Source organism: Arthrobacter sp. AIWTK1, assembly GCF_056680535.1.
In genome coordinates this window covers 885,443-908,854 of the sequence record NZ_CM155287.1, presented here as the reverse complement: position 1 = coordinate 908,854, position 23,412 = coordinate 885,443, and the positions used below count along the sequence as shown (strand labels likewise).

The 23,412-nt window shown below is 66.2% G+C and carries 21 protein-coding genes and 1 tRNA gene; 6 read left to right on the top strand and 16 right to left on the bottom strand.

Annotated features, from left to right (window positions below):
* Positions 1–40: 40 nt before the first annotated feature.
* The 7 genes from AC1MDG_RS04265 to AC1MDG_RS04235 form a co-directional block, all read right to left on the bottom strand.
* Positions 41–1,054: a Gfo/Idh/MocA family protein gene (locus AC1MDG_RS04265; protein WP_479807800.1), complete on the bottom strand. Its 1,014-nt coding sequence runs from the start codon at positions 1,052–1,054 to the stop codon at positions 41–43.
* Between the two features lie 36 nt (positions 1,055–1,090).
* Positions 1,091–2,002 carry a sugar phosphate isomerase/epimerase family protein gene (locus AC1MDG_RS04260; protein ID WP_479807798.1) on the bottom strand — a complete coding sequence of 304 codons (912 nt, stop codon included), beginning with the start codon at positions 2,000–2,002 and terminating at the stop codon, positions 1,091–1,093.
* A gap of 34 nt (positions 2,003–2,036) precedes the next feature.
* Positions 2,037–3,548, bottom strand: coding sequence for a CoA-acylating methylmalonate-semialdehyde dehydrogenase (locus AC1MDG_RS04255; RefSeq protein ID WP_479807796.1), 1,512 nt, complete (start codon positions 3,546–3,548; stop codon positions 2,037–2,039).
* Between the two features lie 43 nt (positions 3,549–3,591).
* Positions 3,592–5,520 carry a 3D-(3,5/4)-trihydroxycyclohexane-1,2-dione acylhydrolase (decyclizing) gene (iolD, locus tag AC1MDG_RS04250; protein ID WP_479807794.1) on the bottom strand — a complete coding sequence of 643 codons (1,929 nt, stop codon included), beginning with the start codon at positions 5,518–5,520 and terminating at the stop codon, positions 3,592–3,594.
* Positions 5,521–5,562: 42 nt separating this feature from the next.
* Positions 5,563–6,534, bottom strand: a complete 972-nt coding sequence (locus AC1MDG_RS04245; RefSeq protein ID WP_479807792.1) for a Cgl0159 family (beta/alpha)8-fold protein — start codon at positions 6,532–6,534, stop codon at positions 5,563–5,565.
* The gene (gene iolC / locus AC1MDG_RS04240) at positions 6,531–7,547 is read right to left on the bottom strand and encodes a 5-dehydro-2-deoxygluconokinase (RefSeq protein ID WP_479807790.1); all 1,017 of its coding nucleotides are present in this window, start codon (positions 7,545–7,547) and stop codon (positions 6,531–6,533) included. Before iolC ends, AC1MDG_RS04245 begins: the two co-directional genes overlap by 4 nt.
* A 207-nt stretch (positions 7,548–7,754) precedes the next feature.
* Positions 7,755–8,159: a tautomerase family protein gene (locus AC1MDG_RS04235; protein WP_043478555.1), complete on the bottom strand. Its 405-nt coding sequence runs from the start codon at positions 8,157–8,159 to the stop codon at positions 7,755–7,757.
* A 168-nt stretch (positions 8,160–8,327) separates the two neighbouring features.
* Here AC1MDG_RS04235 and AC1MDG_RS04230 point away from each other — a divergent pair, with 168 nt between their 5' ends.
* Both AC1MDG_RS04230 and AC1MDG_RS04225 read left to right on the top strand, forming a co-directional pair.
* On the top strand, positions 8,328–8,690 hold the full coding sequence (locus AC1MDG_RS04230; RefSeq protein WP_043478552.1) for an ArsR/SmtB family transcription factor: 363 nt from the start codon (positions 8,328–8,330) through the stop codon (positions 8,688–8,690).
* Complete coding sequence (locus AC1MDG_RS04225; protein WP_479807787.1) at positions 8,687–9,169, top strand: SRPBCC family protein; 483 nt, start codon at positions 8,687–8,689, stop codon at positions 9,167–9,169. The genes AC1MDG_RS04230 and AC1MDG_RS04225 overlap by 4 nt, the downstream gene beginning before the upstream one ends.
* Positions 9,170–9,303: 134 nt before the next feature.
* Here AC1MDG_RS04225 and sucD read toward each other — a convergent pair whose 3' ends face one another.
* The 6 genes from sucD to AC1MDG_RS04195 form a co-directional block, all read right to left on the bottom strand.
* Positions 9,304–10,206 carry a succinate--CoA ligase subunit alpha gene (gene sucD, locus AC1MDG_RS04220; RefSeq protein WP_043478543.1) on the bottom strand — a complete coding sequence of 301 codons (903 nt, stop codon included), beginning with the start codon at positions 10,204–10,206 and terminating at the stop codon, positions 9,304–9,306.
* An 11-nt stretch (positions 10,207–10,217) separates the two neighbouring features.
* Complete coding sequence (gene sucC, locus AC1MDG_RS04215) at positions 10,218–11,387, bottom strand: ADP-forming succinate--CoA ligase subunit beta (RefSeq protein ID WP_043478540.1); 1,170 nt, start codon at positions 11,385–11,387, stop codon at positions 10,218–10,220.
* A 224-nt stretch (positions 11,388–11,611) separates the two neighbouring features.
* A complete protein-coding gene (locus AC1MDG_RS04210) occupies positions 11,612–12,319 on the bottom strand; it encodes a hypothetical protein (RefSeq protein ID WP_479807785.1) in 708 nt (235 codons plus the stop codon).
* A gap of 14 nt (positions 12,320–12,333) precedes the next feature.
* Positions 12,334–13,665: a glycosyltransferase gene (locus AC1MDG_RS04205; protein ID WP_479807783.1), complete on the bottom strand. Its 1,332-nt coding sequence runs from the start codon at positions 13,663–13,665 to the stop codon at positions 12,334–12,336.
* A 55-nt stretch (positions 13,666–13,720) separates the two neighbouring features.
* Positions 13,721–16,213 carry a DNA helicase PcrA gene (gene pcrA, locus AC1MDG_RS04200; protein ID WP_479807781.1) on the bottom strand — a complete coding sequence of 831 codons (2,493 nt, stop codon included), beginning with the start codon at positions 16,211–16,213 and terminating at the stop codon, positions 13,721–13,723.
* Positions 16,214–16,257: 44 nt separating this feature from the next.
* Positions 16,258–17,106 carry an inositol monophosphatase family protein gene (locus AC1MDG_RS04195; RefSeq protein WP_479807779.1) on the bottom strand — a complete coding sequence of 283 codons (849 nt, stop codon included), beginning with the start codon at positions 17,104–17,106 and terminating at the stop codon, positions 16,258–16,260.
* Between the two features lie 104 nt (positions 17,107–17,210).
* Here AC1MDG_RS04195 and AC1MDG_RS04190 point away from each other — a divergent pair, with 104 nt between their 5' ends.
* Positions 17,211–17,834 (top strand): hypothetical protein, encoded by a 624-nt coding sequence (locus AC1MDG_RS04190; protein ID WP_479807777.1) that lies wholly within the window; start codon positions 17,211–17,213, stop codon positions 17,832–17,834.
* Here the strand turns inward: AC1MDG_RS04190 and AC1MDG_RS04185 are convergent.
* Positions 17,806–18,606, bottom strand: a complete 801-nt coding sequence (locus AC1MDG_RS04185; RefSeq protein WP_479807775.1) for a DUF998 domain-containing protein — start codon at positions 18,604–18,606, stop codon at positions 17,806–17,808. The two genes, AC1MDG_RS04190 and AC1MDG_RS04185, sit on opposite strands and share 29 nt — an antisense overlap.
* 85 nt (positions 18,607–18,691) lie before the next feature.
* Here AC1MDG_RS04185 and AC1MDG_RS04180 point away from each other — a divergent pair.
* The 3 genes from AC1MDG_RS04180 to AC1MDG_RS04170 all read left to right on the top strand — a co-directional run bounded on the left by AC1MDG_RS04180 (position 18,692) and on the right by AC1MDG_RS04170 (position 19,742).
* Positions 18,692–18,764 (top strand) — tRNA-Arg (locus tag AC1MDG_RS04180).
* 1 nt (position 18,765) lies between these two features.
* Positions 18,766–19,341, top strand: coding sequence for a DUF6314 family protein (locus AC1MDG_RS04175; protein ID WP_479807773.1), 576 nt, complete (start codon positions 18,766–18,768; stop codon positions 19,339–19,341).
* Positions 19,338–19,742 carry an NUDIX hydrolase gene (locus AC1MDG_RS04170; RefSeq protein WP_043478524.1) on the top strand — a complete coding sequence of 135 codons (405 nt, stop codon included), beginning with the start codon at positions 19,338–19,340 and terminating at the stop codon, positions 19,740–19,742. Before AC1MDG_RS04175 ends, AC1MDG_RS04170 begins: the two co-directional genes overlap by 4 nt.
* A gap of 28 nt (positions 19,743–19,770) precedes the next feature.
* Here AC1MDG_RS04170 and AC1MDG_RS04165 read toward each other — a convergent pair whose 3' ends face one another.
* A complete protein-coding gene (locus AC1MDG_RS04165) occupies positions 19,771–21,684 on the bottom strand; it encodes an ABC transporter ATP-binding protein (protein WP_043478521.1) in 1,914 nt (637 codons plus the stop codon).
* On the bottom strand, positions 21,681–23,390 hold the full coding sequence (locus AC1MDG_RS04160; protein WP_479807770.1) for an ABC-F family ATP-binding cassette domain-containing protein: 1,710 nt from the start codon (positions 23,388–23,390) through the stop codon (positions 21,681–21,683). Before AC1MDG_RS04160 ends, AC1MDG_RS04165 begins: the two co-directional genes overlap by 4 nt.
* Positions 23,391–23,412: the final 22 nt, after the last annotated feature.

Below are 23,412 nucleotides of genomic sequence, written 5' to 3'. Positions count from 1 at the left end.
ACACTCCATGGTGGATGAGTCAGTTATCGAACGGGCGGGCTTAGCTGTAGAGGGCGGGCTTGGCGTTCAGCTTCACGGCCACCTTCTCGCCGTTCTTCTGCGCTTCCACACCGGCTTCGCAGCATGCTGCGGTGGCGTAACCGTCCCAGGCGGTGGGACCGCCGATCTCGCCGCGGAGCGCCGCGTCCACCCAGGCCTGGATTTCGACGTCGTACGCCGCGCCGAAGCGCTCTTCGAAGCCGGGCGTAACGTTGCCGCCCCAGCGGCCGGCGCTGCGGGTGTAGGGGCCCTTGTCGCCGCCGATGCTGACGATGCCGTCCTCGAAGGATGCCTGCGTGGCCACTTCGTAGCCGAACTTGGCGTTGACGTAGATCTCCACGTCCGCCAGGACGCCGGACTCGGTTTCCACCAGGACGTGCTGGGGGTCGTGCTGGCCGGCCGGGGCGTTCTTCGTGGCCTTGCCCAGGCGGACCTGGACGCTGGTGATTTCCTCGCCGGTGAAGAACCGGATGGCGTCGAACTCGTGCACCACCGAATCATTGATCAGCATTTCGTTGGTGAAGCCCGCCGGGGTGGTGGGGTTGCGGTGCTGGTGGTGCAGCATCAGCAGTTCGCCCAGTTCGTGGTCGCGGATGACCTGGCCCAGGGCTGCATATTCGGCGTCGAAGCGGCGCATGAAGCCCACCTGGATGCGCTTGTGACCCAGCTTTTCCTCGGCCTCGACGATCTTCCATGCCGACTCGGCATCCGGGGTGAGCGGCTTCTCGCAGAGGATCGGAATGTCCCTGGCAAGGGCCTTCAGCAGGATGTCTTCGTGCAGGAAGCCGGGAGTGGCGATCAGGACGGCGTTGACGTCCCCGTTGTTGAGCGCCTCGTCCGCATCGGCCAGGGCCACTGCGCCCGGGATGCCCTCGATGGCTGCCTGTGCACGGGCAAGGTCAACATCGACGACGGCGGCAACTTCAGCGCCGTGGATGCGCTTGCTGAGGCGCTGGATGTGGTCCGCGCCCATGCGGCCGGCGCCGATGACGGCGACGCGAAGGGTTTCAGTCATTGTTCTTTCCTTACGTTTCGGGTGCCTGGGCGGCTGTTAGTTGACTGCCGTGCGGGAGCCGCAGGACAGCAGGTAGTTGCGGGTGCGCTTGGCGATCGGCATGGGGACGTCGAAGGCCACCGGGTACATGTCCTGCTCCACGATGCCGAAGATGGGGCGGTTCAGTGCCTCCACTGCTTCGATGACGGCGCGCAGGTCCGGCAGCCCGTTCGGCGGCTCGGTCATGACGCCGGCCAGGTTGGCCGCGGCCCAGGTCATGTTTTCCTCGTTGACCTTCTTGAGGATGTCCGGGTTGATCTGCTTCAGGTGCAGGTAGCCGATACGGTCCGGGTAGTTCTTGATGAGTTCAAGGCTGGAGGCTCCGCAGTATTCGGCGTGGCCGGTGTCCAGGCAGAGGTTCAGGTACTTCGAGTCGGTCGCGGACAGGAGGGTTTCGATGTCCTCCTGGGCTCCGACGTGGGAATCGGCGTGCGAGTGGAACTGCTGCTTCAGGCCGAAGTCCTCCAGCAGGGTCTTACCCAGACGGTTGTGGCCGCTGAACAGGTCGTTCCAGGCTTTCTCTGTCAACTGTCCGCTCTCCACCGCTTCGCCGGTCACGTCGTCGCGCCACATGGCCGGGATGACCACGATGTGCTCGCCGCCCATTGCTGCCGTGAGCTCGGCAACTTTGCGGGCCGGCTCCCAGGCGGCCTCCCACTGGTCCAGCCCGCGGTGGAAGGCGGTGAAGACCGTTCCGGCGGTGACTTTCAGGTCGCGCTGCTTGAGTTCTTCGGCCAGCCGGGCCGGGTCGGCGGGCAGGTAGCCGTAGGGGCCGAGTTCGATCCACTTGTAGCCGGACTCGGCCACCTCATCGAGGAACCGTTCCCACGGCGTCTGCTTGGGGTCATCCGGAAACCAGACACCCCAGGAATCCGGCGCCGTGCCGATGATCAGTTTGTTCTCAGTCATGACAGCGTTGTCTTTCTTTTTGGGACCGGAAGTACTAGTTGGACGGGAAGTTGTACGAGGCACCCGAGGCGTGGGTGGGCTCGGGCCAGCGTGAGGTAACTACTTTGCCACGGGTGTAGAAGGAGACGCCTTCGGGACCGTAGATGTGCTTGTCACCGAACAGTGAGGCCTTCCAGCCGCCGAAGGAGTGGTAGGCCACGGGGACGGGCAGCGGCACGTTGATGCCGATCATGCCCACGGTCACGGAGCGCTGGAACTTGCGGGCGTTGGCGCCTGAAGAGGTGAAGATCGCGGTGCCGTTGCCGTAGGGGTTCGAGTTGATCAGGGCGATGCCTGCATCCAGGTCCTCGACCCGGACCACCACGAGGACCGGTCCGAAGATCTCCTCCGTGTAGGCGGTCATTTCGGCCTTGACGTGATCCAGGACGGTGGGCCCGACCCAGAAGCCTTCCTCGTGGCCGGGGACCACCAGGTCGCGGCCGTCCACCACCATGGCCGCACCCGCGGCTTCGGCTTCGGTGACGATCCTGACGATGCGTTCCTTGGAGGCGGGCGTGATGACCGGGCCCATTTCGGCGTCGGGCGCGGTGCCGTTGTTGACCTTGACGGCGAGGGCGCGCTCTTCGACTTTCTTGACCAGCAGTTCCGCGGCATCGCCGACGGCGACGGCAACGGAGATGGCCATGCAGCGTTCGCCGGCGGAACCGAAAGCCGCTGCCGCGAGGTGGTCTGCGGCGTTGTCCAGGTCGGCGTCGGGCATGACGATGGCGTGGTTCTTCGCGCCGCCCAGGGCCTGGACGCGCTTGCCGTGCTTGGTAGCGGTCTCGTGGACGTACTGGGCGATCGGGGTGGAGCCGACGAAGGAGATGCCGTCCACGTCCGGGTGGGTCAGCAGGCCGTCAACGGTTTCCTTGTCGCCGTGCAGGACCTGGAAGACGCCGTCGGGCAGGCCCGCCTGCTTCCAGAGCTTGGCCAGCAGCATCGAGGCGGAGGGGTCGCGCTCTGAGGGCTTGAGGATGAAGGCGTTGCCGGTGGCAATCGCCATCGGGGCCATCCACAGCGGCACCATGACCGGGAAGTTGAACGGGGTGATGCCGGCGACGACGCCCAGCGGTTCGCGGAAGGAGAAGACGTCGATGCCGGTGGAGACCTGGTCCGAGTAATCGCCCTTGAGCAGCTGCGGGATGCCGCAGGCGAACTCGATGACCTCCAGGCCGCGGCCGATCTCGCCCTTCGCGTCGGAGAGGACCTTGCCGTGCTCGGCGGTGATCAGTTCGGCGAGATCGTCCACGTGGGCGGCGACGAGTTCGCGGAACTTGAACAGCACGGCGGTGCGCTTGGCCAGGGAGATGTCGCCCCAGCTGTCGGCGGCTTTGCGGGCGGCGGCAACGGTGGCGTCCAGGTCCGCCCGGTTGGCCAGCCGCAGCTCCGCGGAGACGGCGCCGGTGGCCGGGTTGTAGACGGGCTGGGTGCGGTCGCCTTCGCCGGCGGTCTCGGCCCCGTTGATGAAGTGGTTGATGGTGGTGGTGACGGTCGTCGTTGACATGGTGATGGACTTCCTTGGTCTGTGGCTTTAAGTGAAGGGGGATTCAGCCGAGCAGCTTGCGCTGGCGGTTCTTGTGGTCGGTGTAGGTCTTGAAGGCCTGCTGCGTGGATTCGAGGTCGGAGACCTGGGAGACGGGGACGTCCCACCATGATTCGGAGCTAGGCGCGTCCAGCAGGGGGTCGGATTCGACGTGGATCAGGATGGGTCCGCCGCGTTCGGGGGCGGCCTTGGCATCCCGGATGGCCTGCTCGAGTTCGGCGATGACCTTCTCCCCCGGTTCGATCCGGATTACCTTCACGCCGAGGCTCTCGGCGTTCAGGGCCAGATCCACCGGGAGGGTGTCCCCTTCGTCGAAGCTGTGCTGCTCCTCGTCCAGGGCACGGTACTGGGTACCGAAGCGCTGCGAACCGAGGGATTCGGAGAGCGAGCCGATGGAGGCGTAGCCGTGGTTCTGGATCAGGACCACGATCAGTTTGATGCGTTCGGCGACGGCGGTGACCAGTTCGGTGTGCATCATCAGGTAGGAGCCGTCCCCCACCATGACCACAACATCGCGCTGCGCACCGCCCTTTGCCGCTTCCGCCAGTGCTGCGCGCTTGACGCCGAGCCCGCCGGGGATTTCGTAGCCCATGCAGGAGTAGGCGTATTCCACGTGGTAGCCAAAGGGGTCCCGGACGCGCCACATCTTGTGCAGGTCACCGGGCAGCGACCCGGCGGCGCAGATGACGACGTCCTGGGCGTCCATGGCCCGGCTGGTGGCGCCGATGATCTCGTTCTGGGCCGGCAGCGGGGTGAAGCGGGTGTCGAACGCTTCGTCCACGGTGGCGTCCCAGCGCTTCTTCTCGGCCGCGACCTGCTGTTCCAAGTCCGCGCCCACGCGGTAGCCGCCGAGCGCCTGGTTCAACTTGACCAGGGCCTTGCGGGCATCGGCCACGATCGGCAGCGTGGTGCCGTGCTTGTACGCATCGATGGCGGCGACGTTGATGTTGATGAACTTCACGTCCGGGTTCTGGAACGCGGTCCGGGAGGCGGTGGTGAAGTCCTCGTAGCGGGTGCCAATCCCGATGATCAGGTCCGCTTCGGCTGCGATGGCGTTCGCCGCCGTCGTGCCGGTGGAGCCGATCGCGCCGAGGGAGAACTTGTGGTCCCAGGGCAGGACTCCCACGCCGGCCTGGGTGTTGCCCACCGGAATGCCTGTCAGTTCGACGAACTTCGCGAGTTCATCGTTGGCGTAGGCGTAGAGGACTCCGCCGCCGGCGATGATCAGCGGGCGCTTCGCGGCGCGGATCACTTCGGCGGCGCGGCGGATGTCCTCGTCGTCCGCGTCCGGGCGGCGGATCCGCCACTCGCGTTCGGCCAGGAACTCCTCGGGCACGTCGAAGGCTTCCGCCTGGACATCCTGCGGGAGGGAGATGGTGACGGCGCCGGTTTCGGCCGGATCCGTCAGAACCCGGAGGCCGTGGTGGAACGCGGAGAACAGCTGCTCGGGCCGTGAGACACGGTCGAAGAACTTGGACAGCGGCCGGAAGGCGTCGTTGACGGTGATGTCGTAGGCGTAGGGCTGTTCGAGCTGCTGAAGCACCGGGTCCGCAGCGCGGGTGGCGAAGGTGTCGCTGGGGAGCAGCAGGACCGGGAGGCGGTTGGTGGTGGCCAGGGCCGCGCCGGTGAGCAGGTTGGAGGAGCCCGGCCCGATCGAGGTGCTGATGGCGAACGTCTGGCGGCGCCGGGTGTGGCGTGCGTAGCCCACGGCCTGGTGCGCCTGCGCCTGCTCGTTGCGGCCCTGGTAGTACGGCATGATCGTGGGGTCGGCAGCCTGGTACTGCTTGAGGGCCTGGCCGATGCCGGCAACGTTGCCGTGTCCGAAGATGCCGAACGTTCCCGGGATCAGGCGTTCGCGGTAATCCAGTCCGCCGACAGAGTCAACGGTGTACTGCTTGGAAAGGTATTCGACGACGGCCTGGGCGACCGTCATGCGGCGGGTTCCTGCTGTGGCAGTTTTCATCCCCATGGGAGGTTACTCCGATACTTCTGCGGTGTGGGCTGATGCGGTGTGGTGGAGGAGGGAGGCCGCGGTGGCCACGGCGCCGGCAACGTCGCCGTCCTGCGGGTACAGCAGGGTCCGGCCGACCGTCAGGCCCTGCACGCCGGGGAGGGCGAGGGCGGCTTCCCAGCTGGCGAACACTTCGTTCTGGGTACCTTCCGGGTCTCCGCCCAGCAGCACGGTGGGCATGGTGGTGGCAGCCATGACGCGCTCCATCTCGGCCACCACGGGCAGCTTCATCCAGGTGTAGGCGCTGGTGGAACCAAGACCCTCGGCGATGGCCACGGACTTGATCACGGCGTCGGTGGACAGATCGTTGCGGACCCTGCCGTTGTGCCAGGCGGACAGGAACGGCTCCACCATGGCAATCAGCTTGCGCTCGGCAAGGGAGTCGATCGCCTTTGCCGTCGCTTCCAGCAGGGAAACGGTATCGGGGTCGCCAAGGCAGATGCGCGTGAGCATCTTGCCGCCGTCGGCACCCAGTGCCTCCAGCGCTGCCGCCGTGTGGCCGGTAAAGCGGTCGTCGAATTCGTTGACCAGACCCGTGAGTCCGCCGCGGTTCATGGAGCCGAAGACCAGTTTGCCGTCGAGTGCGCCCAGCAGCAGCAGGTCATCCATGATGTCCGGGGAGGCGAGGATGCCGTCCACGTCCGGGTTTGCCAGGGCGATCTGCAGCCGGTCCAGCAACTGCCGGCGGTCGGCCATGGCCACAGGGTCATTGCCCACCGCGAGGGCGCCGCGGGCAGGGTGGTCAGCTGCCACGATGAAGTTCTGCCGGCCGTACTTGAGGCCGGGGTGCCGGCGCCGTGCCTTCGCGGCGCGGGCAACAGCGTCCGGATCCTCCAGGCGGATGGTGCTCAGGTGGGCGTAACGGCGGGGATCGTCGTCCGCGCCCGCAGCGGCCGGGAGGGTATCCGGAGTGGTACGGGAGACGTTGAGAGTCACAGTGCTGCTCCTTCGGTGGCGAGCCCATTAGTGATCAGGGTGCCGGGAACAAGCCGGCCGCGCTCGGCCAGCAGCGAGGTGACCTCGTCCGGCGTCGGCATGGCATCCGCACAGGACAGGCGGGACGCGACGATCGCACCGGCGGCGTTCGCGTAATCGAGGACCTCGGCAAGGCTCCAGCCGGACAGCAGTCCGTGGCAGAAGGCTCCGCCGAAGGAGTCCCCGGCGCCCAGGCCGTTGACGGTTTCCACCGGAACGGGGGCGGACACCACGCGCTCGGTGCGGGTCTTCGCCATGACACCTTCAGCGCCGAGTTTGACGACGGCGATTTCGACGCCGGCGGCCAGGAGTCGGTCCGCCTGCTCGTCCGGGGTTCCCTCGCCCACGGCCACGGCGCATTCCTTGTCGTTGCCGATAGCCACCGTGACGTGCGGCAGGATCCTGGCAACCTGGGCCCGGGCTTCCTCTTCCGAGGCCCAGAACATGGGGCGGTAGTCCAGGTCAAGAATGGTGTACTGGCCTTCCTTGAGCTCTTTACGCGGGCGGGCCTCGTGGGCCTTGATGTGGGCGTCTCGGCTGGGTTCCTGGCACAGTCCGGTGACCGTGGACCAGAAGATCCGTGCATCCCGGATGGCGTCAAGATCCAGTTCTTCGGCCTTGATCTGCAGGTCCGGGGCCGTAGGGAAGCGTCCGTAGAAGTAGAGCGGGAAGTCCTCCGGCGGCTTGATGGCGCAGAACGTGACTGCCGTGGGCCATTCCTTCACCGGCGTGACGAACGTGTCGTCCACGTTGAACTTGCGCAGTTCCCGGTGCAGGTATTTTCCGAAGGCGTCGTCGCCGGTGCGGGTGATCACTCCGGTCCGGCGGCCATGCCGGGCGGCTGCGACGGCCACATTGGACGGTGATCCACCGAGGTACTTTCCGAAGGACGTGACATCCTCCAGGTCAACCCCGATGTCGTTCGGGTAGATATCAACGCTGATGCGCCCGATCGTGAGCAGTTCGTGGGTCACGGTAATCGCAGACCTTTCTGGTTTGAACTCTGTACCTCTAAACAGATAGAGCTCCGGTGCCTGGCGGACCCCCATGAGCGGGGCCACAACCACTACTTTGCCCTAGAATTATTGTCCTGTCAAAGGTTTGTACTGACATATTTACAACTTGGCATAATCCGGCCGATTGGCCCCCTCGGGACCACGCTCAACGGGCCCATGCGGGGGCTATTTCCGTGGAACCGCCAGCTCGCCGGTAACATACTGGGCCCGCCCGAAGCCGAACGACCAGTCGCCGGCAGTGTTTTCCACATACCCGATGAACACGTCCTCACCAGCCACCCCCAGCTCCGCCAACCTCGCGGCAATGGCTGCAAAGAGGGACTGCTTCGCCTCTTGGCTCCGGCCGCCCTGAGTGAAGATCTGGATCATCACCACATCCGGCGTGCGTTCAAAGCCGAGTCCCGCATCCTGCGCAAAGATCTGCCCGCGGGGATGTTCGGTGAGGACATGGAAATAGTCGCGCTCCGGAATCCCGTACTCGGCCAGGATCGCATCGTGGATCCCCCGGCTGAGCCGGCCCAGGTCCTCGGGGCTGCGCCCCTGATTGACATCAATTCGTACCAGCGGCACTTTAGCTCCCTCAGTAGTTTGTCCTGTCATACTAACAAAGTACATTCCCGAAGTTCAAGATGCCGGTGAAAGACGACCTTGCCATCCGCTCCATACCGGGAGTATGTTTAAACAACCAAAAGGTTGATAAAGACATTGATTGACTAAAGGGCGGATGATTGGCAGGCCATGGACACCGGCGACGACGAACAGCTCGACGCGGCCTTCCTGGCCCTGGCCGACCCGGTCCGCCGCCGCATCATCTCCCGGCTCAGCCGGGGCCCGGCGACCGTAAACGAACTGGCGGAACCCTTCGCGATCACCAAACAGGCGGTCTCGAAGCACATCCAGGTCCTCGAGCAGGCACAGCTGGTCACCCGCACGCGTGACGCCCAGCGCCGGCCCGTCCACCTGAACCCTGCACGGCTGGAGGCACTCACCGCTTGGATCGACCAGTACCGGCTGGTCCACGAGAGGCAGTTCCGCAGCCTTGACGCCGTGCTCCAATCAAATGCCGCGTCACGCGGCGCACAGGCAAAGGACCCATCATGACCAACGCCCTGAAAGTCTCCGTTCCGGAGGGGCTGCCCTTCATCGACTTCGAGCGGGAGTTCGACTTTCCCGTGGCGGATGTCTTCCGCGCCCATAAGGAGCCCGAACTCGTCGCCCAGTGGCTTGGACCGCGGCGGTTGAAGATGGACGTGGACCACTACGACTTCCGCACCGGCGGCAGCTACCGCTACACGCACATCGCACCCGACGGCGAAAGCTATGGCTTCAACGGCGTCTTCCACACTGTCCGGGAGAACGACTTCGCCATCCAGACCTTCGAATTCGACGGCTACCCGGACGTGGTCAGCATCGAGTTCCTGACCTTCGTGGATCTGGGCGGCGGACGCACCCGGCTGACGGCCCACTCTGTCTATCCGAGCCTTGAGGCCCGCGACGGCATGGCCCAGTCCGGCATGGAAGGCGGGTTGACCGAGGGCTACGAGCGGCTCGACGAGCTCCTCAGCGGCGCGAAGGTTTAGGCCGCAGAAAAGTACGACGACGGACGGTCCCCCCATCGCCGGGAGGTGCCGTCCGTCGTCGTCATTAAACGCAAAACGCGGGGCCGCCCCCCGTCCCGTAAGGACGGCAGGTGACCCCGCGCTGCTTGGTCGAACTAGAGGGCTGCGTAAACCTCGCGCAGCAGCTTGGCGGTTTCGGACGGCGTCTTGCCGACCTTCACGCCGGCAGCCTCGAGGGCTTCCTTCTTGGCCTGAGCGGTGCCCGCGGAACCGGAGACGATGGCGCCTGCGTGGCCCATGGTCTTGCCTTCCGGAGCGGTGAAGCCTGCCACGTAGCCGACGACCGGCTTGGTGACGTGCGCCTTGATGTAGTCCGCAGCACGCTCTTCAGCGTCGCCACCGATTTCGCCGATCATCACGATCGCCTTGGTCTCGGGGTCGGCTTCGAACGCTTCGAGGGCGTCGATGTGCGTGGTGCCGATGACGGGGTCGCCGCCGATGCCGATGGCGGTGGAGAAGCCGAGGTCGCGCAGTTCGTACATCATCTGGTAGGTCAGGGTGCCTGACTTGGAGACGAGGCCGATGGGGCCCTTGCCGGTGATGTTGGCCGGGGTGATGCCGACGAGGGCCTCACCCGGGGTGATGATGCCGGGGCAGTTCGGCCCGATGATGCGGGTGACCTGCTTGCCGTTCGCGTCAACCTTGGACTGGGCCAGTGCCCAGAACTCGGCGGAGTCCTGGACCGGCACGCCTTCGGTGATGACGACGACCAGGCCGATGCCGGCCTCGATGGCTTCAACAACGGCGTCCTTGGTGAATGCCGGGGGGACGAAGACGATGGAGACGTCGGCCCCGGTCTCGGCCATGGCTTCCTTGACGGTGCCGAAAACGGTGATTTCGTTATCGCCGTGCAGGACCGTGGTGCCGGCCTTGCGGGCGTTGACGCCGCCCACAATGTTGGTGCCGGCCTTGAGCATCAGGGCGGTGTGCTTGGTGCCTTCGCCGCCGGTGATGCCCTGGACGATGACCTTGGAGTCCTTGTTCAGATAGATAGACATGGTGCGTCCCTTTACTTAGCTGCGTTGGCGAGCTCGGCAGCCTTGTCGGCGCCCTCGTCCATGGTGGCGGCCAGGGTAACCAGCGGGTGGTTGGCCTCGGCCAGGATGCGGCGGCCTTCCTCGACGTTGTTGCCGTCGAGGCGGACGACCAGCGGCTTGTTCGCGGAGTGGCCCAGCTCGGCCAGTGCTCCGACGATGCCCTTGGCCACGGCGTCGCAGGCGGTGATTCCGCCGAAGACGTTGACGAACACGGACTTGACCTGTTCGTCGCCCAGGATGACGTCCAGGCCGGCTGCCATGACCTCGGCGGAGGCTCCGCCGCCGATGTCCAGGAAGTTGGCCGGCTTGACGTTGCCGTGGTTTTCACCGGCGTAGGCAACGACGTCCAGGGTGGACATGACCAGGCCGGCGCCGTTGCCGATGATGCCCACTTCGCCGTCCAGCTTGACGTAGTTCAGGTCCTGCGCCTTGGCCTTGGCCTCGAGCGGGTCAGCAGCGTCCTTGTCTTCAAGGTGAGCGTGCTTGGGGTGGCGGAAGTCGGCGTTCTCGTCCAGCGAGACCTTTCCGTCAAGGGCGACGATGTCGCCGGCACCGGTCTTGACCAGCGGGTTGACCTCCACCAGGGTGGCGTCTTCCTTCTTGAAAACGTCCCAGAGCTTCAGGATGACGGCGGCGACTTTGCCGCGCAGTTCCTCAGCGAAGCCGGCAGCGGCAACGATTTCGTCGGCCTTGGCCTGGTCGATGCCCACTGCGGGATCGATGGCGATCTTGGCGAGGGCGTCGGGGCGTTCGACGGCGAGCTGTTCGATTTCCATGCCGCCTTCAACCGAGCACATGGCCAGGTAGTTGCGGTTGGCCCGGTCCAGCAGGACGGAGAAGTAGTATTCCTCGGCGATGTCCGCGCCCTGGGCGATCATGACCTTGTTGACCGTGTGGCCCTTGATGTCCATGCCCAGGATGTTGGTGGAGTGCTCCAGCGCCTCATCGGCGGTCTTTGCGACCTTAACGCCGCCGGCCTTGCCGCGGCCACCGACCTTAACCTGTGCCTTGACGACAGTTACGCCGCCGATCTTCTCGGCAGCTGCCTTTGCTTCTTCAGGGGTGTGCGCCACGATGCCAGCAAGCACGGGTACACCGTGCGCCTCGAACATATCGCGCGCCTGATATTCAAACAGGTCCACGGTTTAGTGTCCTTCTACGTCGAAGTAGTTTCTGTACAGCCGGACCCCACGTAATCGTGGTTACCGGGCTGCGGAATAAACGCACCCTGCGACTGGTTCGGAAACGAGCCACACGGCGCAATGCTCCTCTCGGAACTCTAGTCCTTTCTGCGGACCGGCCCGTTCCAGAGTACCCGTTATGTGAGTAAGGACACTATTCTATGGAGCGTAGAAAAACCCCTAGATTACGGGGTTTTTGGCGCCTCTGACGGCGTAGCGGAGGGGTCTGCACCCTCCGCGGAAATTAGTTCGTAACGGTCCCGCGAAACGAAGAAGGCAACGCCGGCCGAGACGTTTCCGCAGGCCACGCCGCCGTTATAGGCCGAGCATCGCAGGCCGTTCCGTTCGAGGTTCTGTCCGTCTTCGAGTACGGGCAGCTGGGATACCGGCCCGTTCTTGCTGCCCCTGGGCCCGAATTCTGCCTCCATCTGCGTGACGCCGGAGCGGCATTCGCCGTAACTCGCCCTCTCCGGCGTGAGCAACGCGGTGCCGCCGAGGTAGCCCAGGCCCGTGCCGGCGCAATCATCCGCCACGTCCGCGGCCTCGGCTTTGGGGTAAACGGCCAGTTCGCAGTGCGCTACCGGGACGATGGCCAGCTTGTTGTTGGCGGCGTCGCTGTACGCGTTCTGCTCGTAGGGCAGGTTGATGTGCTCGCCGCGTGCCGAGGTCAGCGAACAGACGGCGCTGTGATCGGCGGTGACGAAGCTGAGCACGTCGCTGCCCGCCGAGAACGGAGTGGCGTCCGCCACGGGTGCCTGCTTGAGCTGTTCCAGTGCCGAAAGCGGCGGCGGCGGGACGTAGTCCGGGTCCTTCTGCGTGATGGTGCACGACGTGCAGGCCAGCAGGATGAGGGCGGCCAGGATCCCCGGTACAGTCCGTCGCATGCGCTCCATTATGCCTGCAGCGGCTAGGAGCCGGCGGCAGGCCTTGCGCCTTCGACGACAGCGGCAGCCGCTTCGGCGGGGTCCGCCTGGTCAAACTGCTCCCGCATCTGCGCCGCCCGTCTCTTCCAGGCGGGATCCCCCAGGACGTCGGCCACCGCCCGGGCTATGTCGCCGGGCCTGGGTGCCTCAGTCCGCAGGCTGATGCCCACGCCGGCGTATTCCACCCGGGCATTGACGTCGCTCTTGCCCTCGTTGATGCCGGACACCACCAGCGGAACGCCCTTGGACAGGCTCAGCTGCACGCCGCCAAAACCGCCGTTGCTGATGAACACATCGGTGTACTCGAAGACTTTGGCGAAGTCCACGTAGTCGCGCACGATGACATTGGGCTGCGGATATCTGGCCTTCAATTCCTCGGTGCCGCGGCCGCCGGTGGCAACGATCACCAGCGCGTCCATGTCCTTCACGGCTTCGAGCGCAGGGACGATCAGCTTGTTCTGGTCTATGTTGTCCACGGTTCCCTGCGTCACCACCATAGTGGCCGGGTAGGACCGCGGCCATTCGCCGTCTGTGCCCGGCACCGCCTCCGCTGAACGGGCGCCGTCCGTCCCGGGATGGACAGCCTCCGGCGCCCGGTACGGAAGGAGCGCGCCGACGTAGTGGACCTTCGGATTCACGTTCCGGCGCGGGAAGTCCAGCGACTCCGGGCCTGTTTGGATGACGGCAGCCGCGCAGCGGTACGGTTCGTCGGTCAGCCGTCCCCGTCGGGGGACCTCCTGGCCATAGGCCGCGTGCTGCCGCCGGTAGCTCTGGCTGGCCGGCCGGAGGATGACCTTGTCTGACAGCAGCCCCGCCGCGGCCTGGGCGGCTTTCTCTGCCAGGTTGCGGGACGGCTTGAAACCGAAGAAGAGCGGCGGCACCAGGGGGTCGCTTTCCATGTTGGGAATCGCCACGAACGTCACCACCGGCGTGCTCATCAACCGGGAAACCAGCCGCTGGATGAACATGGAGCTGTCCACCACTGCCACGTCGAAAGGGAAGGCACCGTGGAGCTCCCGGATGTCCTCGAAGAAGTTGCTGATGTTGCTGGCAAAGATCTTTTCACCGTCGAATCCGATGGCCCTGGGGCCTTTGAGCCGGGCGCGTTCCGGATACAGCTCGTTCAGGTTGTCGCCCCGGTGCTCAATGGCGCGGCGAAACGGGAAGTGCTGAACCTCGAGCTTCCGCAGTCTGTCCTCATAGACAGGACCCGTGTACCAGCCGACCTCGTGGCCGCGCTCCCTTAGCCGCACGGCAACGCCGGTCATCGGATTGAAATGGCCGTCAATGGCCTGGCTGGCGAACAGGATCTTCATGGTTCCCCCGGACTCGCTCTGGGCTTGAGCGGCTCCGCGCCGCGAAACTGCGGCGCTATGCGTCCAGTTTGGTCAGCGGCGCGTACCTTAGCAATAGCCGCTTTTCGCCAACGCTGAACTTCACCTTCGCGACCGTCTTGTCGCCGGCGCCTTCAACGGCCAGGACCGTGCCGTTGCCGAAGCTTGTGTGGTTGACCTTGTCCCCCACGCTGACGGCCACCACTTCCTTTTGCGGTTGCACGCGGTTCTTCGCGACGGCGGCCGGCACGTCGGCGTTGAAGCCGGCGGACGGGCTGGCGGCCTGGCCGCGGGCAGTGCCGGCGCCCCAGAACGAACCGCCGTACCGGCTGGACCCGATGGAGGCTCCGCTCCCCCAGCCGCTGACCTGACGGCTGGTGCCTTCACGACGCCATTCCACGAGTTCGGCCGGGATTTCCTCGATGAACTGGCTGGCCGGGTTGTACTGGCTCTGGCCCCACATGCTGCGGACTTCCGACCGAGTTACGTAAAGTCGCTTGCGGGCACGGGTCAGGCCCACGTAGGCCAGCCGGCGCTCCTCGGCGAGTTCCTTGGGATCCGTGGCCGAACGCTGGTGCGGGAAGAGGCCGTGCTCCATCCCGGTGAGGAAGACCACCGGGAACTCCAGCCCCTTGGCCGTGTGGAGGGTCATGAGCGTGACGACCCCCAGCCGTTTGGCTTCCGCCACCGCGGCGTCGATGTCCGCGCCCGGGGCATCCGGGATCTGGTCCGCGTCCGCCACGAGGGACACCTGCTCCAGGAACGCGCCCAGGGAACCTTCGGGGTTCTCCTGTTCGTATTCACGCACGACGGCGACCAGTTCAGCGAGGTTCTCCACGCGGGACTCATCCTGGGGATCTGTACTGGACCGCAGCCCGGCCAGGTAGCCGGTCTGCTCCAGGACGGCTTCCAGGGCGGCCGCCGCACCGGAACCGCTGGCCAGCTCGGCGAGGTCATCCAGGAGTTTCACGAAGCCCAGCACTGCGTTGACCGAGCGGGTTGCCATGCCCGGGGCCTGGTCCGCCCGGCGGGCGGCGGCCATGAACGACGTGCGTTCGCGTTCGGCCAGGGCTGCCACGGCGCCCTCGGCGCGGTCGCCGATGCCGCGCTTGGGCTCGTTGAGCACCCGGCGGAGGTTGACGTCGTCGTCGGGGTTTACCAGCACGCGCAGGTAGGCAAGGGCGTCCTTGATCTCCTTGCGCTCGTAGAACCGCGTGCCCCCCACCACCTTGTAAGGCAGTCCCACGCGCACCAGCACGTCTTCGATCGAACGCGACTGGGCGTTGGTGCGGTAGAAGATGGCGACGTCGCCGGGACGGAGGTTGTCCTCGTCCTGCAGCCTGTCGATTTCCTTGGCGATGAACTGGGCTTCGTCGTGTTCGTTCTCGCCCACGTAGCCGATGATTTTGTGGCCTTCGCCCTCGGCGGTCCAGAGCCGTTTCTCCGGCCGGTTGGGGTTGCGGGAGATCACCGAGTTGGCGGCACTCAGGATGTTCTGGGTGGAACGGTAGTTCTGTTCCAGCTTGATGGTCCGGGCGTTCGGGTAGTCCTTTTCGAACTCGACAATGTTGCGGATGTCTGCACCGCGGAACGCGTAGATGGACTGGTCCGAGTCACCCACCACGGTGAGCTCGGAGGCCCCGGGACCTTCGCCCACAATTTCACGGACCAGCGCGTACTGGGCGTGGTTGGTGTCCTGGTACTCGTCCACCAGCACGTGCCGGAAGCGCCGGCGGTACGATTCGGCGAGCGCCGGGAACGCGCGGAACATGTAGACGGTTTCGGCAATGAGGTCGTCAAAGTCCATGGCGTTCGCCTGGCGCAGCCGCTGGGTGTAGCCCTTGAAGACATCGGCCACGGCAGACTCGAAGGGATCGTTGTGGTTGGCGGAGGAGGAGTAGGAATCGGCGTCGATGAGCTCGTTCTTCAGCGCCGAGATCTTGTGCTGGATGGCCTTAGGTGCGAATTTCTTGGGATCCAGGTCGAGGCTCTTGGACACCTGCGTGACCAGCCGGAGCGAGTCCGCGGAGTCATAGATGGAGAAATTGGACTTCAGCCCGACGTTGGCGGCTTCCTGCCGGAGGATGCGCACGCAGGACGAGTGGAAGGTGGAAATCCACATGATTTTGGCGCGGCCGCCCACCAGCGCCTCGATGCGCTCCCGCATTTCCGCGGCGGCCTTGTTGGTGAAGGTGATCGCCAGGATCTCGCCGTGATGCGCTCTCCTCGTGGCGATGAGGTACGCGATGCGGTTGCTGAGCACGCGTGTCTTTCCGGATCCGGCTCCGGCAACGATGAGCAGCGCACCGCCGGTGTGCTTGACCGCTTCTTCCTGCTGGGGGTTGAGGCCCTGCAGGAGTTCGTCCACGCCGGGCAGCTTCGGACGTGCCCGTTCCCCCTCGGATTCCGGCCCGCCGTTCCAGTGGCGCGCCGTGTCTTCGCCGGCCCCCGGGCGCGATGTGGCGAGCGCTGCCGCTTGCGGGGCAGCCTTGAACGGTCCGTCAGCATACGGGTCAAACAACATATCCATGGTGCTACAAGTCTAGGCGGTAGGGCCGACACTAACTTCCGTGGCTACTCCACCGAGCCCGATTCAAGGGCCGCGCGGAGCTGCCGGACCGCCGTCGTGCCGCCCGCGACGAACCACTCGAGTCCGTTGACCCGGACGGTCTCGGCGGCGCCGCCGGCGGCGATCACGATTGCCTTGCCGGGCAGCCAGTCCCATTCGGGGCAGCTGTGCTGGAACCAGCAGTCCAGTTCGCCGTCGGCCACCCGGCCCAGGTCGCAGGACCCTGACCCGAACATCCGCAGCGCCGCCGCGCCCGTGGCCGCGGCATGCCAGGGCATGGCGCACAGCGGGTCAGCGAGCCAGGACGGGTGGATGTACGTTGCGGCGCCCTGATCAGCCAGCGGTGTAAGGGTCCGGGCTCCGCCGTCGTCCTGGAAGGAGCTGAGCCGTTCACCGTTGAGGGTTGCGGGCCGGGTGGTTCCGCCAAGCCAGAGCTTGTCCTCTTCGGGCTGGAAAATGGCGCCCAGGACCGTGCCGGCGGTGTCCTTGAGGGCGAGCGCGGAGCACCAGTACGTGGAGCCGTGCAGGAAGTTGTAGGTGCCGTCCACGGGGTCGATCACCCAGGTCCGGCCGCTGTTCCCCTTTACGGAGGCGCCTTCCTCCCCCAGGATGCCGTCGTCCGGCCGGCAGCGGCGCAGCTGTTCCAGCACATAGTCTTCAGCGGCATGGTCGGCGGCCGTGACCACGTCGGAAACGGACGTTTTTTGCTGCCCTTCCAGGCCGCCCTGGCGCATCATCAGCGCCAGCATGCCTGCTTCCCTGACCAGCGCTTCGGCCAGCTGGTAGTCGTCCAGGCCCGCGTTGAGTTCCGCCGCACTGTGCCTGCCAAGTTTGTGTCTTCCCAGTTCCGTCACGCGTCCAGCCTATCCGGGGCCGCAGGCCAAGGACAGGCGCCAAGGACAGGCTAGGGACAGGATCCGGGAACAGCAGCGTGCACTGGACCAGCGATAATGAACACATGGCCAAGACACCAGCACAGCGGATCAAGAAGCACGGCGCCAAGGCGTCCGTTCCCCAGCACCATCTGCCGCCGGTGATCAACCCCACCACCGGGCGAACCCCGGAGAAGGCGCAGAACAACAGCAGCCTGATCCTCATTGCCGGCGTTGTGGCCAGCCTTTTCCTGTTCTGGTACCTGCATTTGCTGACGCTGAACCAGCTCACCCAGCTCTCGGGCGGCCTGCCCATGCCCGATTCGCTGGTCGGCGGCTTTGACCAGGGCTTCGTGGACCAGCTGAGGGCTGCCATGAACGACGACGCGCGCGGCCAGCTCAACTACCTCCACAAGACGGCGGGCACCTTGTTTCCGCTGATTTTCAGCTTCACCTGGCTGCTGTTGATCGGGACCAACGTGGCCCGGAAGGGGCTCCGCTGGGCGCTGTGGGTGCTCCCGCTCCTTTTCGCCGCCGTGCGGTTGTGGGGAAATGCCGCCATTGATTCGATGATGTCCGCGCCAACGGCCGACGCCGGCCAGGTTGCCCTCGCATCCGGCCTCACTGTTGCCGGCTGGGTCCTGCTCGTGCTGAGCCTGCTGGCCGGCGGCGCCGCCGTCGTTATTGGCCGGAAGCCGCGGACGCGGTAGCCCGGGCGGCTGCCAGCGCAGCCTTTCGCGCCTTCAGTTCATGGCGCACGCGCTGGGCGATGACCAGCCCCGCGGTGGCCAGGCCAATGGTGACGGGGTAACCCATAAAGCGTTCCAGCGTGCCCGGTTCCGGGACATCCATGCCAGTCAGCCCGCCGATCACCAGCGCCCCGAGGGAAATAGCTCCGCAGGCGAGGATGAACCAGGCCAGGGGTGATTGCCGCAGCCACAGCCACCCCAACATCAGGAGCGCCAGCGCTCCCCCCAGGAAGAACATCACGGCGCCGGTCAGGTGCACGGCAAACCATCCGGCGTCTTCGGGCACCACACCCACGATGATTGTCCCGGTTCCCGCGGTGAAGGTAAGGACCTTGGCCGCGAGGGCGGTGAACCACGGGACGCGGTGGCCGGGACCGACGGCAAGCCTCACGCCGGGCCTGGCTGCCACGCACAGGAGCGCAGAGCTGAGGAGCAGCGCCCCCACCAGCATGCCCAGGCCTTGCACGACGAACGAGGCATTCATCACCGTGTGCAGGGGCGAGCACACGTCACGGCCCTCGTAGACCGCGCAATGGATGGCACCAAGATCGCTGATGTAGCCGGTCCGGCGGTCATAGGGCCTGGGCCCCGCCCACGCCGCGATCACGGCCGCTTCAGCCACGAAATACTGCAACACGCTCAGCTTGGCCCACGCCCCGAAATACTCCCGCGCGGAGGCAATCTCTGGAAGGAATCCGGCCCGGTAGGAAGTTGCTGGTGTTGCTGCAGTCATGCCAAGAGCGTAGTACGGGCCGGCACCTTGTATGCTTGTATCCGTGCCCGAACAGGACGGCCTGTGCCAACCGCTTCGGACGCCCGCCCTCGTAGCTCAGTGGATAGAGCACGGCTCTCCTAAAGCCGGTGTCGTTGGTTCGATTCCAATCGAGGGCACTTGAACTTCCAGCCGCAGGATGCAGCGCAGAACTCTGCGCAGGATTTCGATCTGCGGTCCTACCTGCTGGGCAGCTGGTCCGTGGACCGCACCCTGTGGGACCGCAGCTCCGGCGCGCGGGGCACGTTCACCGGCGTCGCCCGCTTTTCCGCGGAGGACGACGACGGCGGCCTTGCCTTCCACGAAGACGGCACCATGCGCTGGCCTGCTCCGGCTGGCGGCACTTTCACCGGCCCTGCAAGCCGCGACTATCTCCTGCACCCTGCGGATTCCCCCGACGCGATGGACATGACGTTCCCCGACGGGCGTCCCTTCCACCGGATGAGCTTCCGGGAAACAGCCAGGCAGGACAACCACTGGTGTGATCCGGACACCTACCGGGTGACATACGCCCTCCGCGGACCCGACGAATTCAGCTATTCCTGGGATGTCCAGGGGCCCAGGAAGGACCTGCTCCTGGAATCGGTGCTGCAGCGGCTCGGTCCGGGCACGGATGCGCCGCGCATCGACGGGCCGCACACCAAGGCGCCGGAAACGGCTCGGCCAGCCGCCGATGGGCTAGGGTCGGAGCCGTGAAAGACCGCATTGTTGTGTCCGCCGTCTGCGTCTATGACCAGGCCGGCCGCCTGCTGACCGTCCGCAAGCGCGGCACGGACAAGTTCATGCACCCGGGCGGCAAACCCGAACCCGGCGAAACCGCAGCCCAGGCCGCCTCGCGTGAACTCCTCGAAGAGGTGGGCATCGCCGTGGCGCCGGAAGACCTCCGGCTCATGGGCGTGTGGCTTGCCGACGCCGCCAACGAGGCAGCCACGGACATCGAGGCAACGGTTTTCGCCGCTCCGGGCACCTGGAGCGCGCACCCGTCCGCGGAGATAGCCGAAATCCGCTGGCTCGACCTCGCCGGCGACCTGCCGGCGGACCTCGCACCGCTGCTCACGGACCACATCCTGCCCGCCCTCGCAGCGGACCGGGCATAGCGCCGGGCGTCCGCGCCTAAGCGCCGGATTAGAACTCCGGAACGGCTTCTTCCACCACTGCACTGGCTTCCGCGAACTGCGTGCGGTAGAGCTCCGCGTAGCGGCCTTCAGCCGCGAGCAGTTCGGTGTGGGTACCGCGCTCCACGATGGTGCCGTCCTCCACCACCAGGATCATGTCCGCGGCGCGCACGGTGGACAGCCGGTGGGCGATGACGAGGGCCGTGCGGCCCTCGAGCGCAGCCCCCAGCGCAGCCTGCACGGCCGCCTCATTGGTGGAGTCGAGGGCTGCGGTGGCCTCGTCCAGGATCACGACGCGGGGCTGCGCAATCAGGAGCCGGGCAATCGTGAGTCGCTGGCGTTCACCGCCGGAGAGCCGGTAGCCGCGCTCCCCCACCACGGTGTTGAGGCCGTCCGGCAGGGACCGGATCATGTACTCGAGCCGTGCCCTGCGCAGCACGTCCCACATGTCCTCCTCGGTGGCGTCCGGACGGGCCAGCCGCAGGTTGGACGCGATGGATTCGTGGAAAAGGTGGCCGTCCTGGGTCACCATGCCCAGCGTGGCCCGCATCGAATCGAACGTGGTGTCACGGACGTCCAGGCCCGTGCCGGGCAGGCTGCCGCCGAGGCGCACGGCGCCGGAATCGACGTCGTACAGCCGTGACAGCAGCTGGGCGATGGTGGACTTGCCGGCGCCGGAGGAGCCGACCAGGGCCACGGTCTGGCCGGGTTCCACCCGGAAGCTGATGCCGTGCAGCACTTCCTCGCCGCCGCGGGTATCCAGGGTGGACACGTCCTCGAGCGAAGCGAGTGACACTTTGTCCGCTGAGGGGTAGGCGAAGCGGACGTCGTCGAACTCCACCGAGACGGGTCCCGGGGGCACCTCCACGGCGTCGGGCTTCTGCTGGATCAGGGGCTTGAGGTCGAGGATCTCGAAGACCCGCTCGAAGCTGACCAGGGCGCTCATGATCTCCACCCGGGCGTTCGAGAGCGCGGTGAGCGGCGCATAGAGGCGCGTCAGAAGCAGTGCCAGCACCACGACGTCGCCCGCGGCCAGCTGCCCTTGCAGCGCCAGGAAGCCGCCCAGCCCGTAGACCAGGGCGAGGGCCAGCGCCGAGACGAGCGTCAGCGCCGTGACGAAGGTGAACTGGAGCATGGCGGTCCGCACGCCGATGTCCCGCACGCGGCCGGCACGGACGGCGAATTCGCGGGACTCTTCATCGGGGCGGCCGAAGAGCTTGACCAGGGTGGCCCCGGGGGCAGAGAAGCGTTCGGTCATCTGCGTGCCCATGGCGGCGTTGTGCTCGGCCGCCTCGCGCCGCAGGTCTGCCAGCTTGGAGCCCATCCGGCGGGCCGGGATGAGGAAGATCGGCAGCAGGACCATGGCCAGCACGGTCACCAGCCAGGACTTGCCCAGCATCACCACCAGGGTCAGTGCCAAAGCCACCACGTTGCTCACCACGCCGGACAGTGTTCCGGCGAAGGCGGACTGGGCGCCGATCACGTCGTTGTTCAGCCGGCTGACCAGGGCCCCGGTCCGGGTTCGGGTGAAGAAAGCGATCGGCATTTTCTGGACGTGGTCGAACACCTTGGTGCGCAGGTCCACGATCACGCCCTCACCGATGGTCGAGGACAGCCAGCGCGTCACGAGTCCCAGTCCGGCCTCGGCCACGGCCACGACGGCGATCAGCACGGCCAGCCGGATCACCACGTCGGCACCCACGCCGGCGATGATGGCGTCCACCACTTGGCCGGCCAGCACCGGGGTGGCCACGGCAAGGACAGCCATGGCGATGGACAGCAGTACGAAGGCGATCAGCTTGCGCCGGTGCGGCCGGGCGAAGCCGAACACGCGCTTCAGCGTGGCCTTGGAGAACGGCTTGGAACCGCTGGAGGCCCGCGTGATGTTGTAAAGGGAGCTCCACGCTACCCGGTCCATGCTCATCGTGACTGGCCTTTCGTGGTTCGTTCGTTGACTCGGTCCGTGCCGCCGTGCGGCGTTGTTGCGCCGGCGTGCTGTTCGGTCACCACGCCGTCCTCGACGTTCCAGCGGACGTCCAGGCGCACGTTTTCCAGCAGTCGCCGGTCGTGGGTGACCAGGAGCAGCGCGCCGTCGTAGCTTTCCAGTGCTTCCTCGAGCTGCTCGATAGCGGGCAGGTCCAGGTGGTTGGTGGGCTCATCCAGGACCAGCAGGTTCACCCCGCGCGCCTGCAGGAGCGCCAGCGCCGCGCGGGTCCGCTCGCCCGGGGACAGCGAGTCGACAGGGCGCGAGGTGTGGTCCGCCTTGAGGCCGAATTTGGCCAGCAGGGTACGGACTTCCGCCGGGGTCAGCTCGGTCAGGACGGCCTCGACGGCGTCACCCAGCGTGAGATGCCCGGCCAGCAGGCCGCGGGCCTGGTCGATCTCGCCCACGGCCACTGAGGCGCCCATGGCCGCATTGCCGGAATCAGGCTGCCGGATCCCCAGCAGGAGCCGGAGCAGCGTCGACTTACCGGCCCCGTTGGGGCCCGTGATGCCGATCCGCTCTCCGGCGTTGAGCTGCAGGTTCACCGGCCCCAGGGTGAAGTCGCCCTGGTGTACGACGGCGTCGCGCAGGGTTGCCACCACCGCGCTGGACCGCGGCGCCTGGCCGATGCTGAACTGCAGCTGCCACTCCTTGCGGGGTTCCTCGACTTCATCGAGCCGCGCGATCCGGGATTCCATTTGCCGCACCTTCTGGGCCTGCTTTTCCGATGATTCGGTGGAGGCCGCACGGCGGATCTTGTCATTGTCCGGGCTCTTCTTCATGGCGTTGCGCACACCCTGGGAGCTCCACTCGCGCTGCGTCCTGGCCCGGGAGACCAGGTCCGCCTTGGTGGAGGCGTACTCTTCGTAGCGCTCACGGGCGTGGCGGCGCGCCACGGCGCGTTCCTCCAGGAATGCCTCGTAGCCGCCGTCATAGACTGCAACGGAGTTCTGTGCAAGGTCCAGTTCAACGATGGTGGTGACACAGCGGGCCAGGAATTCACGGTCGTGGGACACCAGGACCACGCCCCCGCGGAGGCCCTGCACGAATGACTCGAGTTTGGCCAGCCCGTTGAGGTCCAGGTCGTTGGTGGGCTCGTCGAGGAGCACCACGTCGAAGCGGCTCAGCAGCAGGGCCGCCAGTGCCACGCGCGCGGCCTGCCCGCCGGACAGGCCTGTCATGAGCGCCTCCGGACCCACGTCCAGCCCCAGGTCGGCAAGGACCGGTGCAACCCGCTCGTCAAGGTCCGCCGCGCCGGAGGCCATCCAGCGGTCGAATGCCAGGGAATAGGCGTCGTCGGCGCCCGGGGCGCCCGAACCGAGGGCCTCAGCCGTGGACTCCATGTCCGCCGTTGCCTGGGCACAGCCGGTCCGGCGCGCCACGTAGTCCGCCACGGTTTCGCCCGGGATGCGTTCGTGTTCCTGCGGCAGCCAGCCAACGAAGGCGTCCGACGGGGCCAGGCTTACCGAGCCTGCCAGGGGCTGGTCCACACCGGCGAGCAGGCGGAGCAGGGTGGATTTGCCGGCGCCGTTAGCGCCGACGACGCCCACAACGTCGCCAGGGGCCACTGTGAGGGAAAGATTTGAGAAGAGTGTGCGGTGGTCGTGACCGCCCGAAAGGTCTTTGGCAACAAGGGTTGCAGTCATTAGTCCATCCTCTCACTGCGGC

What these genes read in the sequence shown, in the direction of transcription:
- pcrA (WP_479807781.1), bottom strand. Translation starts at nt 16,213, where the DNA reads ATGGATATGTTGTTTGACCCGTATGCTGACGGACCGTTCAAGGCTGCC.
- iolD (WP_479807794.1), bottom strand. Translation starts at nt 5,520, where the DNA reads ATGACGGTCGCCCAGGCCGTCGTCGAATACCTTTCCAAGCAGTACACC.
- AC1MDG_RS04230 (WP_043478552.1), top strand. Translation starts at nt 8,328, where the DNA reads ATGGACACCGGCGACGACGAACAGCTCGACGCGGCCTTCCTGGCCCTG.
- AC1MDG_RS04190 (WP_479807777.1), top strand. Translation starts at nt 17,211, where the DNA reads ATGGCCAAGACACCAGCACAGCGGATCAAGAAGCACGGCGCCAAGGCG.
- AC1MDG_RS04165 (WP_043478521.1), bottom strand. Translation starts at nt 21,684, where the DNA reads ATGAGCATGGACCGGGTAGCGTGGAGCTCCCTTTACAACATCACGCGG.
- AC1MDG_RS04210 (WP_479807785.1), bottom strand. Translation starts at nt 12,319, where the DNA reads ATGGAGCGCATGCGACGGACTGTACCGGGGATCCTGGCCGCCCTCATC.
- AC1MDG_RS04185 (WP_479807775.1), bottom strand. Translation starts at nt 18,606, where the DNA reads ATGACTGCAGCAACACCAGCAACTTCCTACCGGGCCGGATTCCTTCCA.
- AC1MDG_RS04160 (WP_479807770.1), bottom strand. Translation starts at nt 23,390, where the DNA reads ATGACTGCAACCCTTGTTGCCAAAGACCTTTCGGGCGGTCACGACCAC.
- AC1MDG_RS04205 (WP_479807783.1), bottom strand. Translation starts at nt 13,665, where the DNA reads ATGAAGATCCTGTTCGCCAGCCAGGCCATTGACGGCCATTTCAATCCG.
- sucD (WP_043478543.1), bottom strand. Translation starts at nt 10,206, where the DNA reads ATGTCTATCTATCTGAACAAGGACTCCAAGGTCATCGTCCAGGGCATC.
- AC1MDG_RS04225 (WP_479807787.1), top strand. Translation starts at nt 8,687, where the DNA reads ATGACCAACGCCCTGAAAGTCTCCGTTCCGGAGGGGCTGCCCTTCATC.
- AC1MDG_RS04255 (WP_479807796.1), bottom strand. Translation starts at nt 3,548, where the DNA reads ATGTCAACGACGACCGTCACCACCACCATCAACCACTTCATCAACGGG.
- AC1MDG_RS04265 (WP_479807800.1), bottom strand. Translation starts at nt 1,054, where the DNA reads ATGACTGAAACCCTTCGCGTCGCCGTCATCGGCGCCGGCCGCATGGGC.
- AC1MDG_RS04260 (WP_479807798.1), bottom strand. Translation starts at nt 2,002, where the DNA reads ATGACTGAGAACAAACTGATCATCGGCACGGCGCCGGATTCCTGGGGT.